The sequence below is a fragment of the Phormidium tenue FACHB-1052 genome (genome assembly GCF_014696675.1).
GTDB classification, from domain to species: Bacteria; Cyanobacteriota; Cyanobacteriia; order Phormidesmidales; family Phormidesmidaceae; genus Nodosilinea; species Nodosilinea tenuis_A.
This window is the reverse complement of the sequence record NZ_JACJQN010000014.1, coordinates 15695-31814: the sequence shown is the minus strand read 5'-3', so window position 1 is coordinate 31814 and position 16120 is coordinate 15695. Positions and strand designations below refer to the sequence as shown.

Genomic DNA, 16120 nt, shown 5'->3' with positions numbered 1-16120 from the left:
ACCCCTAGCTGCCCTGGCAGCCGATCCAAGTGCCCTGATCTTCGTAGACAAAGGGAGTGCCGGTTTCGCAGAGCACGGAAACAGCGCTCTGGGGGCCGGGGATGGTCACCATAGAGACGGTGCCGCCAACGGGGCTAGGTACATCGGATAGCTCAGGTTCGGTCAGCGCCGACTCGGGGCCGACGGCGTCGCCGGGGTTAGGCACTTGGCAACCGACCCAATCCATACCCATATCGCTGTAGGCGAACGGCACAAAGCCTTCTTGGTCGCAGGCCACCATCACCCCGATTTCGGGGCCGGGCAGCCGAAGCTGTTTCACCATGCCGCCCTCTGGGCTCTCGACATCGCCGAAAAATACATCAATTGTGGCTCCAGGCTCCTCAGTCGTGGGCTCCTCGGTAGCAGGAGCTTCTTCGTAGGGATCCATGACTTCTACGGGGGTGGTGCAGCCTACGGCACCGACGAGGCAGAGTGCTGCCGCTGCACCTAGGCGACCCCAGGTAGAGGCCGACGATTTAGCACCGATTAGACGAGAAACCATAGCAAAATTACCTGTCGAAAGGGCATTTTTCAGCATTGAGCATTATAAACACTCTTGCGGTAGGTTTTTTAAGTTGCTAAAGGTACATTTTTAGCCAAGTTAGGGCTTTTTTACTCCAAAAACCTCCGCAGACTAGGCTGCCTTATCGCCCGCTCAGCCCTTCGCCCTCAAACTTGATAAGGCGAAGGTGGGATCATCTTTGCGATCGCGCGATCGCAAAGATTCATCATCGGCGGCAGCGCCCTAAAACGTGAGCGATATGATGGCAATACCGCATTTTGTATAGTGTTAACTAATGACCCAGGCCGACCCCGCACCCCCAACCCCTTCTGGTGGAAGCAACACGGCCAAGTGGGTGGCGCTAGGCTGCGGTGGTTGCCTCGGCGTGACGGTGCTGGCCGGGCTAGCCCTGGCGTTTTTTATCAACCGCACCATGCGGTTTGCCATTGGCCCCGACCAGGGCTCAGCCGATAGCCAAGAGCTATTTACCTACGCCATTCCCGGTGAGACTCAATCTATTTTTAATATGGACATGTTTGGCATGCAGATGCTCCAGGTGGCCAATACCGACTCGCCACCGTCGGTGCTGCTGACCATGGGCCAGTTGCCCAGCTACCTCAAAGGCAACGACGCTCAGCAAAGCTTTGTCGAAGAGTTTCAAAACAGCATTACCACCCAAGGCAGCTATAAACTCACCGAGCAACGGGTTGAAGAGCGCACCCTCTGCGACCAACCCGTATCGGTCGTAATTCAGACAGGCAGCTTTGAAGACGGCCCCAACACCTACAACGCCGCCAGTCTGCTGACCTTTGTAGAGCACAACAACGATGCTCGCTTTGTGTGGGTGCTGGCCCACGGCGACGCCCCGCAAACCGCTGCTGATCAGGTCTTTGCTACCCTCGAATGCCTTTAAAAAGGCGGGTTCAAGATCTCAGGTATAGGGTTTAAGGGGCGGACTGAAACCTGATACCTTAACCCCTTTATTTCACCTGCGTCACCCGCCAGCTGAGCTTGAGGTTGAGCCAGAAATTCCAGAAGGTGACGATCGCGATCGCCACCAGATTCGCCAGGTAGGGCCAGCGCTGGCCAAACACCCAGTTGTAGATCACATTCAGCACCAGCACATTCAGCACCAGCCCCGCCAGACACACCAGGTTGAACTTGAGAAACCGCTTGAGCCGGGCCGACCAACCCTGTTGCAGCATGCTGACATCGGCAAAGGTCCAGGCGTCGTTCCAAATAAAGTTGTTGATAATTGCGACTTCAGCCGCCCCAATTTTGCTGCGGGTCAGGGGCAGTCCTAGGGTGCTGTGCAACAGGTAGAGAATCACCATATCCACTACCACGCCGCTCAGCCCCACCACGCCAAAGCGCACAAACCGCTGCATGGGGAAACGCTGGTGTAGCTGCGACAGCCGCCCCCCCAGCCGCAGCCGCAGTAGGTGGTGAATGTAGTCGATGTACTGCCGCCAGGTGACCTTGCTGGCCCCCTCCTGCCGCTCCTGAAAGACGTAGCCCACCTCGGCGATGGTGTCGATGGTGCCGCGCCCCAGCACCTCTAGCAAAATTTTGTAGCCCTTGGGGTTGAGCAGAGGGCCGGCGATCGCCTCCCGCTGCACCATAAAATAGCCGCTCATCGGGTCGCTGACTCGACCCACCACCCGAGGCAGCAGCAGCAGGCCCACCGTCTGCGCCCCCCGCGACAGCACTCGCCGCGCCAGACTCCACTCGCTGACGCCGCCGCCCTCGACGTGGCGACTGCCCACCGCCAAGTTAGCCCCTTGCTGAATGGCTGCCAACAAACCGAGCAGCACCTCGGGAGGATGCTGCAAATCGGCGTCGATCACGCCCAAAATGCGCCCACGGGCGATCTGCCAGCCGCGAATCACTGCCGAAGAGAGGCCGCGCTCCTCCTGCCGCCGCAGCACTCGCACCTGGGGGTAGGTTGCCTGTAGCTCCAGCGCTGTGTTCCAGGTAAGGTCAGGGCTGTTGTCGTCAACCACAATCAGCTCGTAGTCCTGGGGAATCGCACTGTCGAGGAGGGCGATCAGTCGTTCCACCAGGGGGCCAATGTTCTGGCCTTCGTTATAGGTGGGGATGGCTAAAGACAGGGCTAAGGTTTGTAGCGCCACCCCATCATCCCCACCTAGAGCGGGCAAGGGTTCAATCTGTAATGGGCCGCTGGGGCAAGACTCAAGCTTTTGCAACTGGGATGGGGGAATCATGGCACCGGCGCAACACACCAAGCATTCCGGTAGCCCCAGCTCTAGAGCGCGCTAAGAACCTAGCGCTAATGCCTGAACCTAGCCGAAATTTTACACAGGCAACCATCCTACAGCAGTCGCTCCCCCAACGTAAATGACTGGGGTGTCTCGGCAAAAACCGTGCCATAGGTTTCTTTCAATTCCAAATCCTATGTTAAGCAGCGGATTGCAACTCTAAACCTTTTACCCTTCAGCCGGTCTTACAGGTCGTTAAAACTCAGCCCGTAGAATGTGCCTGGGGGTAGAGAGGCACAGGCATTAGGTCTCGTATTATACGGTTCAATCTGTTCTTAGTTGTCAGCGGCTCTAGTCTGCCGCTTCCTTACAGAACCGGATTTGTTCACATTTATACTAAGGATCTTAAAAACTTTATGCAACGCCTGATCACGCTCTCTAAAGAAGTTATTAGCCGCCGCTTTCGCGCGATCGCCCTAGTTTGCCTAGTTGGGCTAATGAGCTGGCTCACGCTGGCCACCCAGCCTGCTTTTGCCGCCAACAGCAAGGCTACTGTGACCCCACCCGTAGACCAAGCTCTGACCGAAGAACCCCGTGACCAAGCATATGAAGAGGCTGTAGAGGTCATTGATGACCCTAACGGTGTGCAAAAAAACTACGAAGAAAATCTCAAGCAGTATCGCCAAGAAAACCCTGATCAAAAGAGCCTCGTTGACGACGCCAAAGACCTAGTTAACAAAGTCACGGGCGGCAAATAAAGCAGCATATTTTCAGCCTAAATCAATCCGTTTGTTAGGATTTTGGCTGGGGCGAAACCCCTAGATCTGCTTTCTCAGTTCTCTGGGTAGAAGGTTCGAATATAGAACCTTCTACCCAGAGAACTGCCGTTTTGTCCCAAATCTAACTTCATCCCCATTCAAGCGCCGCAGGCGTTTAGAGATGGCTAAGGCTGCTCTATTTCGGTCACCACCCCAGCCTCTATAGGGCGGTTAGTGGTTTGAATTGAGCAGTTAGTCGGCGAGCTTTGGCTCTGCAACACCCGAGTCGTTTGTTCGCCGCGAATATTGACGTAGGTCGTGGCCCCAGAAGCTGTTTCCATGCGGGCAGGGGAGTCGAGCCAGGTGAGGTTGTCGAGGCGATCGTGCACCCGCAGCTTGAGTTCGCCGTTTTGCCGATACACGCGGGCCGTCATGCGGTTGGTGCCGTTGCAGACCATGACAGTGGTTGCAGGAGAGTCAACCCCTGGCCCAGGCTGATCCAGAATGGTGACGTAGGGGGCGTAAACCCAGCCCTCAATTGGGCCGGTGACAATATAGAGCCAGTTGCCCTGGGTTTGAATAATTTTGGCCTGGGCTCCCCTGGGTATGGTGCCGCGAATGCCGTGGGTGAGGCCGGGACCAGAGCGCACGTTGAGACTGTCGATATTCACCTCGGCGACCTGGGCAAAGGCCGCAGAAATAGATAGGCCAACGGCAGCAGCGGTGGAAAGCAAGGCAACAGCCAGGGTTTTAAGTTTCATAGTTTGTCGAGTCTCATTGCGCAAAAGGGAGCCGCAGCCCTAGAAGCAGCGGCCTGATGAAGCGAGGTTGAATGATTCGCCCGCATTACTTTAAGCAATGAATCTAAGGAACCGATAAAGCTGTAGTTCTTTATACTAAAACGCTGTGCTGTGGGCCGCCGGGGCTAGCCATTACCCTTTAACCCCACTTCCCGTCTCGGTGGGCACAATGTAGCGCTGCAACAGCACAAACACCAAAATGGCGGGCAGCACCGACAAAATTGACCCCGCCGCAATCAGCCGCCAGTCTAGAGAAAAGCTGCCAGCTAGCCGCGCCACGCCCAGGGGGAGGGTGTAGCGTTCGGGGCGATCGAGCAAAATTAGCGGCCAGAGAAACTCGCCCCAGGTGCCAATAAACACAAAGATTCCCAGCGTCACCAGGGCCGGGCGAGTGGCGGGGAGCATCACATTCCACCAGATGCCCAGATCAGAGCAGCCGTCCATGCGTGCGGCTTCTTCAAGCTCCTTAGGCACGCCCTGAAACGCCTGGCGCATGAGGAAAATGCCAAAGGCCGAGGCCAGGTAGGGCAGCACCAACCCCAGGTAGGTGTTCCGCAGCCCCAAATTCACCGCCAAAATGTACAGCGGTATCATCACCACCTGAAACGGAATCATGATGGTGGCGACAATCAGTGCCAGCAAGGTGTCGCGGCCTAAAAACGACAGCCGCGCCAGGGGATAGGCCGCCAGCGAGCACAGCAGCAGGTTCGCCGCCACGGTCAGCACCGCCACCACGGTGCTGTTGAGAAAATATTGGCCAAAGGGGTTTGACTGCCATACCTGCCGGTAGTTAGCCAGGGTCGGCTGCTGGGGCAGGAGTTGGGGTGGGTTTGCTAGCAGGTTCTCTGTTGATCCCTTAAGGGAGGTGCTGAGCAGCCACAGCAGCGGAAACACCATCACCAGGGCAATAACCAGCAGGAGGACGTAAATGCCCAGGTTGCGCCAGTGAGGCCACTGGGTGAGGGATTGAACTATGGGTTGCTGCTTACGATTGGGCATGGGTAGGCCTGCCTGAAGCATCGGAGGACTGAAACCTGAGGATTCTGAGGAGCCTCTGAGATCGGGCTAATAAAAGACGCCTGGGCGGGGGGCATTTTGACTACCCCAAAAGCAGCTCTTGCAGCAGCCAAAACCCCGCAAAAAATTCGCTCTCGCGGCTGTCTTGAATGCCAATGAAGTGCACTTGGTTGGACTTCGCTTTAGCGGCTTCAAACGCTTGGGCCTCGGCCAGCAGCTTAGGGCCAGGCAAACCCGCCAAAATCCAGCTGTCGGAGGCACCGGTTTCGAGAATGATTTCGGGCTTTTTGCTCGACTCTACCCGCCAGTAGGCCAGCTCCAGGCCCGACATCCAGGCAGCAAGGGCGGTGGCGCGGGGGGAGAAAATCAGCAGGCCGGGGATGGGCGTATTGGGGTTCAGGTTAGCCATATCCAGGGGAAAGGATTCCCCAAAGCCAATTTCCCAGTCGGGCAGATCGGCAAAGGCGGCGGCTTCGAGGGTGACAAAGGCCCACTGCTGCCCCAGCAGGGCATCGGGCAGTGCCTGAGGACTGGGCGGTGGCGCGGCCACAGAGGGAGATGGGACGTTGGTGTAGCCTTCCATGTGGGGGTACACGGTTTGGTTGCGATCGCTCAACCACCGCTGCAACGCCACCGTGCGGCGGCTGGGCCGCGCTGGAATGCCTGCGTCTTCACAGGCTCGCAGAATCATGTTTTGCATTTGGTAGCGAAAGTACCGAATGCGGCTGGGGGGCGCGATGCCCTGGCTGGTGGCCTCGGCGATCGCCTCCTCGATTGCTCCCTTCAGAACAATAGAATTGACGTCGCTGCTGGGCAAAAACTTGCTGTAGCGAAAGAGCTGGTCAGCCTCTGCTTTGGTGTCTATTAACCCCTCGCAGAGCAGGACTTCCCAAAGTTTTTTGTCATTTTCATCCAGCACGGGCCGGGAGTAAAAGTCGAGTTCCCATACGGTGCCCATAGCGCTTATGCCTCGCTGTCGTTCAGCATCCGGCTGACGTCGTTTAAGCGGTTTTCAGCGTCTTCAAACACGGCTTCAGCTTCTTTGATGATCTCGCCGGGATACTTTTCGAGCACCTTGGTCGAGAGGGAAATACGGTTTTTCTCTGGATCGAGGGCGACCACCACCGCCTTGATTGGCTGGCCCACCTTCAGCACCGAGGGCAGTGACTCAACGTAGTTTTTGCTGATTTGCTTGATGTGCAGTAGGCCGCTAATGCCGTCAAACTCCACAAACGCGCCAAAGGGTTTGAGGCTGGCCACGGTGCCTTCGATTAGCTGACCTAGGGCCAAGGTGCTCATCATCTGGCTGCGGGCAGCCATGCGGGCCGACATCACCAGCTTGTTGGCGGCGGGGTTAACCTCCAAGAAGCCCACGGTGAGGCGCTGACCCACCGCATCTTCCAGATTTTCGTAGGTGCGGCCCAGGTGCGATCGCGGCACAAACCCCCGCATGCCTTCCACATCGACCGTCACGCCGCCCTTGTTGAAGCCGGTGACTTTGACCTCCATGACGGCACTTTCTTCGGCCTGCTGGGCTAGCTTATTCCACAGCTGCTTGAGCTGAAGCTTGCGGATCGATAGCAGCACCTGACCATCGGCATCCTGGTCGCGAATCACCTGAAACGAGTATTCAACGCCCGGTTCGAGCACGCCATCAAAGGAAGTGATGGGGCGCACCGCCGCTTCACGAATGGGCAAAAAGGCCGCTGACTTGCCGCCAATATCCACCGTGGCCCCGTCGGGAGCAAAGGAAATGACGGTGCCCCGCACGGTGCTGCCCACCTGAAAGTCGTAGTCGTGGGCCTCAAGGGCTTTGGCAAAATCTTCGGCGGAGAAAGTCAAGACTGAGGCTCCTGGACAACAAACATAATTTGACTAGCTTTCTACTATACAACGCCGACCTGGGGCACCGCTGAGTAATCGCCAGGCAAGGCAGGTCGAGACCCTTTACAATAAAGGCCAAGCGGATGATGTTGCCCCCAAGAATCGATGGCCGACGAGCAATTTAGCCTGTTTAATGCTGGCAGTGGCGCTACCGAGGGCGCGATCGCAGACCCCAGCACCGTAGATTTTGATGCCATTCCCACCAGTGGATCGGTGCCTATTCCCCCCGGCATTTACCCTGACCTAGAGACTTTGGGCACCCACTGTCGGGGCTGTGTACGCTGCGACCTGTCAGAAACGCGCACCAATGTAGTGGTTAGTCGGGGCAGCCCCACCGCTCCGGTGCTGATTATTGGCGAAGGCCCCGGTCAGCAGGAGGACGAGCAGGGTGTGCCCTTTGTGGGCAAGTCGGGCCAGCTGCTAGAGAAAATTCTTGAATCAGTGCGGTTTAACACCGAGACCGATGTATACATTTGCAACATCGTCAAGTGTCGCCCACCTGAGAACCGCGTGCCCACCACAGCGGAGGTAGCCGCCTGCAAGGGCTACCTGCTAGAGCAAATTCGTATGGTGGATCCTAAAATCATTCTTCTCACCGGAGCTACAGCTCTAAAGGCGCTCTTGGGGGTGAAGTCGGGCATTAGCAAAGTGCGCGGCCAGTGGATGGAGTGGGAAGGTCGCCTGTGTATGCCCATTTTTCACCCGGCCTACCTGCTGCGCAACCCGTCACGCGATAAGGGCAGTCCCAAGTGGCTAATGTGGCAAGACATTCAGGCGGTGCGGGCCAAAGTCAATGAACTGTCGGGCAGCTAAGGGCATCCGGCAGGTTGAGTTCGGCTTTCATTACCCAAGAGCCAACAAAATCTTTGACAGAATGAATAGGGGGCTAATTGGGTTTAAGGTCAAAGGTTTAAGGTTTGAGGCATGGCTCTGAACGCCCTAAGCCCTGGTCAAACTCCTGGATGATCGCCTGATACCTCCATCGATCGCGCCCCGCAAATAGCAAGGAGATTTTCATGGATACCAACAACCTTTTACGCCAGTTGCTCATGATTGGCGTGGGCACTACTTCCCTAGTCGCTGAGCGGGTCAAGCAGGTCAGCGAGGAGTGGGTGCGCGAGGGCAAGTTTAACCCCGAACAGGCCCGCACCCTGATGGACGAGGTGATGGCCCAGCTCAACGAGGGCAATGGCGCGCTTGAAGAGCAGTTTCAGCGGCTGTTTCGCAATACGCTGCAAGACCTGGGCGTGCCCCGTCAAGCCGAAATGGACGAGCTGCGCGGACGGCTCGATCGCCTAGAGCGCCAGGTCAGAGATTTAGAAAACCGCGCCTGGAAATAGTCTGGTCATCTGTAGCCCAGCCGCCGCTACGAGACGAAAAATAGCCGTAGAGTAAAACCAGGTTTTCTCAGGCTAACCAGCGGTGCGAAGCTTTCTTGACTTTACGGTGGGCGGCATTGCGGCCCTGTTCCCGGTGGTTGATCCGATTGGGTCAGTGCCGATCTTTTTGGTGCTGACGACCGGGGTGCCCGCCGCGCTGCGCAACCAGTACGCTCTGAATATTGCCCGCAATGTGGTGCTGCTGCTGATCAGTACGCTCCTAGTTGGGGGCAGCGTGCTGCGGTTTTTTGGCGTATCTCTGGCGGTGGTGCGCATCGCCGGAGGCATCGTGGTATTCCACGCGGCATGGAAAGCAATGAACTCTGATCCCAAGCTCAACGAGGTGGATAATCAGGATGCTGCCTATCGCGTTGGCGAGCACAAAGATATTTCGTTCATGCCGATGACCATCCCGCTGCTGGGAGGGCCGGGGGCGATCGCCGTCACCCTCGGCCTAGCCGCCCAAGCGGGTGGCGATCTATCCGTTCCCACCGCGATAAATATGCTGGCGATCGCCGTCGCGATCGGGTTGATTGGTGTCGTAATTTTTCTGTCGCTGCGATCGTCCACGCTGCTGCTCAAAGCTTTAGGAGCCAGCGGCATTCAGGCCATGAGCCGTCTGTTGGGCCTGTTTGTCATGGCCATTGGGGTACAGCTAATTTTGAACGGGTTGGCCGACTGGTTGACCTCATTAAATTTGCTCGCTCCTTGAATTTAAGGGAAAGTCCTCCAGGAATTTAAGGGAAAGTCCTCCAGGGTTCGAAGACCTGGCCAACGGCGTCCCGGCACCATAATTTTGCCTTAGACTTGGGGTGTTCCCTGAAAATCCTGTCCTGGCTCTGCTGATTCGGCAATAGAGATTGGGTGTAGACCAGCGGTGGCGAAGATCGGTCAGATTGGTGATGATTAACATCAAACCGGTCGATAGTCTACGGTTGGTCTGCGTAGTCCACAACACTTCATCTAGTGGTGAACGTTCTGTTTGCCGCCAGCTGTTTCAGGGAACCCTTGACCCATGAGCTACCCAAGCTTCCACAGCTTCGTTAAACTGCTGCGCAGTCTGCTCAGGCGCAGGCAGCCCCTGCTGTTTGAAGAATCCATTTTTCTGGCAGATCTGTGCCTCGCCTACGGCACTATTGCCGGTCTGGGCGATCGCGACAAAAAGACCCTCTTTCTGGCCGCCCACTTCAAAAACCTGGGGGCCATTTACCTCGAAGACCACAACCTCAGACAAGAGTACCGAGACCATCGCGAGGCCATCACCCAGATGGAGGTGCTGTTCAATGCCAGCGCTCAGCTAGCCAGAGATGCCGGTCTTCAGGAAGTCGCCGACGTTCTCGATGAGTACCACCTGCGGGCTATTCCCCACAATCACCTGGCCCGGATTTTTCAGGTGCTCAACGCCTGGGTGTCGTGCCGTCAGCGCAAAGGCTGGCGTAGCTCGATGAGCGACAAAGAGGCACTGATCATTCTCAAGCAGCGGGCCGAGATGAAGTGGTCTGACCCTAAAGTAGTGTTTCACTTTATCGAACACCTCTGCCGCTACTCGTCGCGGCCCGAGCGCCGCCAAGCCTGCACCATGACGGGGTTTGAGGTGCCGCCTGAGGCACCCGAGGTGCGCGACTACAGCTTTGACACGCTGGAGGATCAGTTCCAGGAAGTTGAGACAGTGGGGTGAATCAGGTATCGCGTTGGCCACTGTGCTTAGAGCACGAGTCGCGAGCAAGGGGTTAGGCAAAAGGTCTCAACCGATCTGGAAATGGCGACCAATCTCCGGCTTCTGGACGACGCGTTGAACAGCCACAATTATTTAATATCACTCCAGCGGTGAGGCTGCTTGGCTAGTGAGGGCACTTGGCTCAGGTAGCCTACACATTGGCCACAGCCGCTGGTTGAGCCGCGAGAAAGTCGACCGGGGGATAGTCAGAGATAGCGCAAGGGGCTACAGTTGGGGAGGCGCAGCGATGGCCCCGGGCCGGTTTCTGACCATCGCCGCAGTGTTTTGACGGTTGGGGACTAACCCCCCTCACCGCAGATCGGCTGCACCATTGATTTGTTGATCAATAGCTACCAAGGGTCTGTTATGACTGAAGACGCAATAGATATGGATCTATCCTGTTCCACCCCGCCTGAGGATGGGTTAGATATTGTGTCCTACGTGGACACCATTGAGGCAGTGATTGCTTCTTTGGATCAAGGGGATGGAGCTATGGTTAGCCAGACTGATGACGGTCACCTGTGGCGATTTAAGTACGGCAGTGTCGATGTGTATGCGCAGCTAACCGGCGAAACCGAGACCGACACGCTAACCGTGTGGTCTCCCGTACTTGTGCTGCCTGCCAAAGACGAGCCTCGCCTGATGAAGCGGCTGCTCGAGAAAAACTGCAACGAAACCCTCGAAGCTCGCTTCGGCATCTCCGGCAATCAGGTGCTGGTGATCTCAAGCCGTATTCTGAAGGATATTTCCCCCGCTGAAATCTCCCGCCTGATGACTATTGTGGCCACGATCGCCGATGATTCTGACGAGGCGCTAGTCTCCGAATTTGGCATGAGCTAGCAGGGTATAGGGTACGAGGTGTAGGGGGCAAGAACAGTCCTAAGCCCTACATCTTGCAGCCCTAGGCCCGCGCCTCTTCAATTACTGATTTTGCGATCGAGGACAGCTGTAACCCAGGGGGATACTGCCCTTCTTCTTTGATGCGCTCAATCATGGCGGGGGAAACCCGTAGGCCAAGGCGATCGGCGATCGCACGCACCACATCGCCGCGATCGATCGTGCCCGCCACGGCATCAGCCGGGGTGAGCACCGTGAGCCGGAGTAGCTGTAAGTCTTCGAGCTGGTCAATGGCTTCGGTCAGCGGTGTGCCCTCACGCACCGACGGAATCGTCAGCAGTGGCTTGGCGATGTGGTTGAGGGGTAGGGTGTCCCACTGGCTGCGCTCGATTGCCCGCATGTCTTCAACCGTGACCAAGCCCCGATAGCGCCCATCCGAGGCCGCGAAGTAAGCCGGGGGGCGGTTCTCTTCGAGCAGGTAGGTGTCAGCAAACTGCCGCAGCGACATGTCTGCATCGACGACTTTGAAATCGCGGGCCATAGCGTCGGCGGCGGTAAGGGCCAACATGGCCTCCTGTAGATTGGTGACCTGGTTGTAGGCGTCGGCATTGCGCAGGGCAAACCAGCCGATCGCAGCAATCCAAAAGCCGGAAAACGCTTGGTAGACGAACGCCATGACCAGGCCAAAGGAGATCGCCAGCCAGCCCAAGATCTGACCGGAGCGCGCCGCCCAGCGAATGCCCTTGATGCGGCTGTTAGTGACTTTCCAAACCAGAGCCTTGAGCACCTGGCCGCCGTCGAGGGGCAGGCCGGGAATCATGTTGAATAGCGTCAGCACCAGGTTGATCTGAGCTACGCTGCCGGTGATTACTCTCACCGGAGTCGGTAGCGATTCAATTTGGGAGATGGCGGTGAGCAGCAGGAATAGACCAAAGCTGACCAACGGGCCGGCGATCGCCACCTTAAGCGCATCTTCCGGCGTTTTTGATTCTTTGTCGATGGAGGCGATGCCGCCAAACAAAAACAGCGTGATCGAGTTGACCGCGATGCCCTGACCCTTAGCGGCAAGGCTGTGGCCCAGCTCGTGCAGCAGCACCGACGCAAACAGCAGCAGCGCCAGACCAAAGCCCATCACCCAGGCCAGGTTGCCCCAGGCCGAGTGCCAGCTGGGCTCCAACCCGTAGGACACGGTCACCAGCAGCAAAATAATGAACCAGGAGCTATCGACAAATAGGGGAATTCCTAAAATGGCCCCAACGCGCCAGTTGGATTGCATTGCCTAGCTCCTATGAATGCTGTCAAATACCAACCCAGACCCGGTAGTGGCTAGCAAAACTAGGGCACTCGGGTCTGGGGTCTGGCTTTATTCTATCAATCGCCCCACAAAGTCGTTGGCCTAGGCGTTGGTGAGGCTAGAGCAGCCCGGCGTTGCCCAAGCCCAAAATCATGCCAGCGCCGAGAATGTGGCCAAAGCTGGCGATCGCCAGCAGCTCGGGCAGCCCAAAGCCTTCGAACAACATTGGCAGACCTACGGGCAGCGCTGGCCCAGCCCCAGGCTTACGAATGGCGTATTTGCCAATGGCCAGCACAAATAGGTTGCAGGTGATCATAATCAGCGCCACTTTGGGCGACCACTCCGGGGTGGTGGGCACAGTGTAGGCGGCAAGTAGGGTAGAAAACAGCAATGTTATTTCTCCGCTAGAGGTCTAAAATTGGGTCTTGAGAAATGAAATTTAACGGCAGCGGCCTTAGTATGGGCATTTAAGCCTAGTTGGATTATAAAAATCCGCCGACACACCCCCAACGGAATGTTCAACAGAGTTAACATGCGGGTCAAGATTTGTGGCATTACCCAATCTGAGCAGGCGATCGCGATCGCCCGCCACGGTGCCACTCACCTCGGCTTTATCTGCGTGCCCCAGTCGCCCCGCTACCTGACCCCCGCTGCGATCGCCGAAATCACCAATGCTTTAGATGCGGCGGGCGTGGTGACTAAAACCGTCGGAGTCTTTGCCGATGCAACTCTAGAAGAGATGGGCGCGATCGCCCGCCAGGCCAACCTCAGCCACATCCAGCTCCACGGTCAGGAATCCCTAGAGCAATGTCAGCAGCTCCTAGCTGAGATACCTAGTATTTTCCTCATCAAAGCTATTCGTGTCCGCACCGCCGCAGATTTAGTCCTGGCTGAAACCTATGCCCCCTACGTCGATGCCCTGCTGCTCGACGCCTACCATCCCGATCAGCTTGGCGGTACGGGGCTAACGCTGGATTGGGATGCCCTGGTGTCGTTTCGACCGACCTGCCCGTGGATGCTGGCTGGTGGGCTCACCCCCGAGAATGTGTCTACGGCACTCTCGACGCTTGGACCCGACGGCATTGACCTCTCTAGCGGCGTGGAACACCAGCCCGGCGTAAAGGATCTGGCTTTAGTGCGACATCTGTTTGAGCAATTGCGGCCCTGGCTACCAATCAGTGCTGAGCTATAGACCAAGGCTAGCTTTGGTCAGCCTGGGAAGCAATCGATGAGGGGCTGGAGGCCCCAGGGCTGACGGCGGCGATCGCCAAATCTTTGCCTCCATCACTGTGGGTGCTGTCTTTAGTTAGTACCGCGATCGCCTCAGGTTGGTAAGCAGCCACATCAAACCAGAAAGTGGTGCCAATGCCCACTTCGCTGACCAAATGCACCTGGCTGCTGTGCTTTTCGATGATGTTTTTGACAATGGAGAGGCCTAGACCAGTGCCCTCTAGGGTGTGAACGCGGTTTTCGACCCGGAAGAAGCGATCGAAAATGGCCTGCTGGTCTTCGGGGGCAATGCCAATGCCGGTGTCAGAGATCTCGATACGAATGTAGCCGCCCTCGTTGGGGTCGTCTCCGGGGGGCACAATCTGGTGAGCCCGCAGCATCACCTGGCCGCCAGATTCGGTAAACTTCAGCGCGTTGCCCACCAGGTTGCTGAATACCTGTAGCAGCAGGTCGTAGTTGCCGATCACAGGGGGCAGGTTGGGCTCCACGTCCTGTAGCAGCTCAATCTTCTTATCGCGGGCATTGAGGCGGTGGGTTCGCAGGGTCTGCTCGATGGGCTGAATAATATCCACCGCGTCGAGCTGATACTGGCGGCTCGACTCTAGACGCGACAGGTCGAGCACGTCGTTGACCAGGCGGGTAAGGCGATCGGTTTCATGGTTGGCGGTTTCGAGGAATTCCTTGCGTTCGCCGTCGCTGAGGTCTTCGCCGTACTCGTGCAGGGTTTCGATGAACGACTTGATATTAAACAGCGGCGTGCGCAGCTCGTGGGAGACATTGCTGATGAACTGAGCCTTAGCCTCGTTGAGGGCCACTTCACGGGTAATGTCCTGCACGGTAATGGCCAGACCTTTGACGTTCTCCTTAGCCTGATCGAGCACGGTATTGAGCAAGATCCGCAGGGTGCGATGGCTAGGCTCGGTGATCGGCACCCGAAATTCCATCGCTTCTGAGTCGCCCTTGACGGCCTGAAACAGGGGCCGGGTAAGCTGCACCCGCACCGCATTGGGAAAGTGTTCCAGAATATTTTTCCCGTCCAAAATCTGATCGTCCCACCCAAAAATGCGGCGAGCGGTAGGGTTGACCAACACAGCGTGCATATCGCTGTCGAGCAAAATGGCCCCATCAGCGATGGTAGAAACCAGGGTTTCGAGCTTGGCTTTTTCGGCGGTAAGCTCTTCGATGTTTTGCTCTTCGTAGCTTTCTAGGCGCTCGGCCATGTCGTTGAAGCTGTAGATCAGCTCGCCGAGTTCGCCCCCGAGGGGCAGGTCAATGCGCTGCCTAAAATTGCCGTCGGCGATGTTCTTAACCCCCACCGAAAGCTCTTTAATCGGCTGAGTAATGGTGAGCGCGTTGAACACGGCTCCTAAAATCACCATCACCCAGATCGACACAAACACCGCAATGGTGACATCCCGCGTCAGGTGTGAAGAGGCCACCACCGTGGGGTTGGGATTAATGCCCATAGCCAAAACGCCCAGGTGAATGCCGTTGTAGTTGAGGGGCACAAAGACGTCGGTAACTTCACCGGCAGGGGTAAGGTGCTGGCGCACCAGGGGGCGATCGGTGTTTTGGGCGTAGCCCTCGGGCAATTGCATGCGTCGTCGCAGCGTGAGGGAGTTTTGGACTGCTGCTTCAGAAAAGGGGATGCCGAAGAAAATATCGCCATTCTCATCGGCGTAAAGCATGTAGCGCACGCTAGAGGTGCTTTGGTAAAAGCTGTAGGAGAAGCGGGCTAGCTCGGTGCGATCGGCTTCGTTGACCAGGGGGGCGACGTTGGCGGCGAGCAGCAGGCCCAGATCGCGGGCAAAACGGGTGTCGTTGAGTCGGGCATCCATCTGAATGGTGTTGACGGCCCAAAAGGTGAGGGCGCTCGTGATCATCGACACCACCAGCGTTGCCCCGGCCATCAGCCGGGTTTGGAGGGTGAAGTCGCCCCACCAGTGCAGGAAGATATCGCGAATTTTTGCCAGAAGCCTGATCAACGGAACCTATCGAATGCTGGATGTTGAATTCAGCCTTTATTCTGGCATGTTCTTCGCATCTTAGCCCTGCGCTTAGTCTTCGAACAGGGTCTCAAACTCGTGGCGCAGGCTGTCGTAGTTGACCACGCGGGCCACAATCAGGTTTTGGTCGCCCTGGGCGGCGGCAAACTGCTGTTTCCAGTGGCGCACGTCCTGTTCTTGGTTTAGCCAGAAGGCGACGATGGTGCTGACGATCGCATCCCAATCCCAATCGGGCTTGCGGTGCACGGCCTCGGTGGCGTCGATAAAGGCATCGAGGGTGCAGCAATAGCTGCCGAGAAAGGCCTGGCTGCGATCGCGCCGCGCCTCTGCCTGCTGCTGGTGGTTGAAGAATTGCAGTACCGGGGCAATGCCCACAATGTCAAAGCTATAGCTCATGGTTAAACGGGTGATAAAAACGAAGTTTATCGGCAACTCGCT

18 protein-coding genes are annotated in these 16120 nt (G+C 57.0%); 8 read left to right on the top strand and 10 right to left on the bottom strand.

What is annotated here, in order from left to right; translation table 11 throughout:
• Positions 1-4: 4 nt before the first annotated feature.
• On the bottom strand, positions 5-541 hold the full coding sequence (locus H6G07_RS18255) for a hypothetical protein (RefSeq protein ID WP_139296990.1): 537 nt from the start codon (positions 539-541) through the stop codon (positions 5-7).
• A 295-nt stretch (positions 542-836) separates the two neighbouring features.
• On the opposite strand from H6G07_RS18255, the gene H6G07_RS18250 reads away from it, so the two are divergent.
• Complete coding sequence (locus H6G07_RS18250) at positions 837-1454, top strand: hypothetical protein (protein ID WP_073608035.1); 618 nt, start codon at positions 837-839, stop codon at positions 1452-1454.
• 67 nt (positions 1455-1521) lie between these two features.
• Here H6G07_RS18250 and H6G07_RS18245 read toward each other — a convergent pair whose 3' ends face one another.
• Positions 1522-2766 (bottom strand): glycosyltransferase, encoded by a 1245-nt coding sequence (locus tag H6G07_RS18245; RefSeq protein ID WP_073608034.1) that lies wholly within the window; start codon positions 2764-2766, stop codon positions 1522-1524.
• A gap of 410 nt (positions 2767-3176) precedes the next feature.
• Here H6G07_RS18245 and H6G07_RS18240 point away from each other — a divergent pair, with 410 nt between their 5' ends.
• On the top strand, positions 3177-3518 hold the full coding sequence (locus H6G07_RS18240; RefSeq protein ID WP_073608033.1) for a hypothetical protein: 342 nt from the start codon (positions 3177-3179) through the stop codon (positions 3516-3518).
• A 185-nt stretch (positions 3519-3703) separates the two neighbouring features.
• Here H6G07_RS18240 and H6G07_RS18235 read toward each other — a convergent pair whose 3' ends face one another.
• From H6G07_RS18235 to H6G07_RS18220, 4 genes are all read right to left on the bottom strand, one after another.
• Positions 3704-4279, bottom strand: coding sequence for an SH3 domain-containing protein (locus H6G07_RS18235; RefSeq protein WP_073608032.1), 576 nt, complete (start codon positions 4277-4279; stop codon positions 3704-3706).
• A 171-nt stretch (positions 4280-4450) separates the two neighbouring features.
• Positions 4451-5317: a carbohydrate ABC transporter permease gene (locus H6G07_RS18230; protein WP_073608209.1), complete on the bottom strand. Its 867-nt coding sequence runs from the start codon at positions 5315-5317 to the stop codon at positions 4451-4453.
• Between the two features lie 100 nt (positions 5318-5417).
• On the bottom strand, positions 5418-6293 hold the full coding sequence (locus H6G07_RS18225; protein ID WP_073608031.1) for a Tab2/Atab2 family RNA-binding protein: 876 nt from the start codon (positions 6291-6293) through the stop codon (positions 5418-5420).
• Between the two features lie 5 nt (positions 6294-6298).
• Complete coding sequence (locus H6G07_RS18220) at positions 6299-7177, bottom strand: S1 RNA-binding domain-containing protein (protein WP_073608030.1); 879 nt, start codon at positions 7175-7177, stop codon at positions 6299-6301.
• A 147-nt stretch (positions 7178-7324) separates the two neighbouring features.
• On the opposite strand from H6G07_RS18220, the gene H6G07_RS18215 reads away from it, so the two are divergent.
• From H6G07_RS18215 to H6G07_RS18195, 5 genes are all read left to right on the top strand, one after another.
• Entirely contained in the window at positions 7325-8032 is a 708-nt protein-coding gene (locus H6G07_RS18215) for a uracil-DNA glycosylase (RefSeq protein WP_073608029.1), read from the top strand.
• Positions 8033-8235: 203 nt separating this feature from the next.
• Positions 8236-8559, top strand: a complete 324-nt coding sequence (locus H6G07_RS18210) for a phasin family protein (protein ID WP_073608028.1) — start codon at positions 8236-8238, stop codon at positions 8557-8559.
• Positions 8560-8641: 82 nt separating this feature from the next.
• Positions 8642-9310, top strand: a complete 669-nt coding sequence (locus H6G07_RS18205; RefSeq protein ID WP_073608027.1) for a MarC family protein — start codon at positions 8642-8644, stop codon at positions 9308-9310.
• Positions 9311-9613: 303 nt separating this feature from the next.
• Positions 9614-10276, top strand: coding sequence for an HD-GYP domain-containing protein (locus tag H6G07_RS18200; protein ID WP_073608026.1), 663 nt, complete (start codon positions 9614-9616; stop codon positions 10274-10276).
• A 405-nt stretch (positions 10277-10681) separates the two neighbouring features.
• A complete protein-coding gene (locus H6G07_RS18195; protein WP_084173033.1) occupies positions 10682-11155 on the top strand; it encodes a YbjN domain-containing protein in 474 nt (157 codons plus the stop codon).
• Between the two features lie 61 nt (positions 11156-11216).
• On the opposite strand, the gene H6G07_RS18190 is transcribed toward H6G07_RS18195, so the two are convergent.
• Both H6G07_RS18190 and psaK read right to left on the bottom strand, forming a co-directional pair.
• On the bottom strand, positions 11217-12428 hold the full coding sequence (locus H6G07_RS18190) for a site-2 protease family protein (RefSeq protein WP_073608025.1): 1212 nt from the start codon (positions 12426-12428) through the stop codon (positions 11217-11219).
• 136 nt (positions 12429-12564) lie between these two features.
• On the bottom strand, positions 12565-12837 hold the full coding sequence (psaK, locus tag H6G07_RS18185) for a photosystem I reaction center subunit PsaK (RefSeq protein WP_073608024.1): 273 nt from the start codon (positions 12835-12837) through the stop codon (positions 12565-12567).
• Positions 12838-12978: 141 nt separating this feature from the next.
• On the opposite strand from psaK, the gene H6G07_RS18180 reads away from it, so the two are divergent.
• Positions 12979-13638, top strand: a complete 660-nt coding sequence (locus H6G07_RS18180) for a phosphoribosylanthranilate isomerase (protein ID WP_073608023.1) — start codon at positions 12979-12981, stop codon at positions 13636-13638.
• Between the two features lie 7 nt (positions 13639-13645).
• Here H6G07_RS18180 and nblS read toward each other — a convergent pair whose 3' ends face one another.
• On the bottom strand, positions 13646-15661 hold the full coding sequence (gene nblS / locus H6G07_RS18175; RefSeq protein WP_073608022.1) for a two-component system sensor histidine kinase NblS: 2016 nt from the start codon (positions 15659-15661) through the stop codon (positions 13646-13648).
• A 72-nt stretch (positions 15662-15733) separates the two neighbouring features.
• Positions 15734-16078, bottom strand: a complete 345-nt coding sequence (locus tag H6G07_RS18170; RefSeq protein WP_073608021.1) for a hypothetical protein — start codon at positions 16076-16078, stop codon at positions 15734-15736.
• Positions 16079-16120 lie beyond the last annotated feature (42 nt).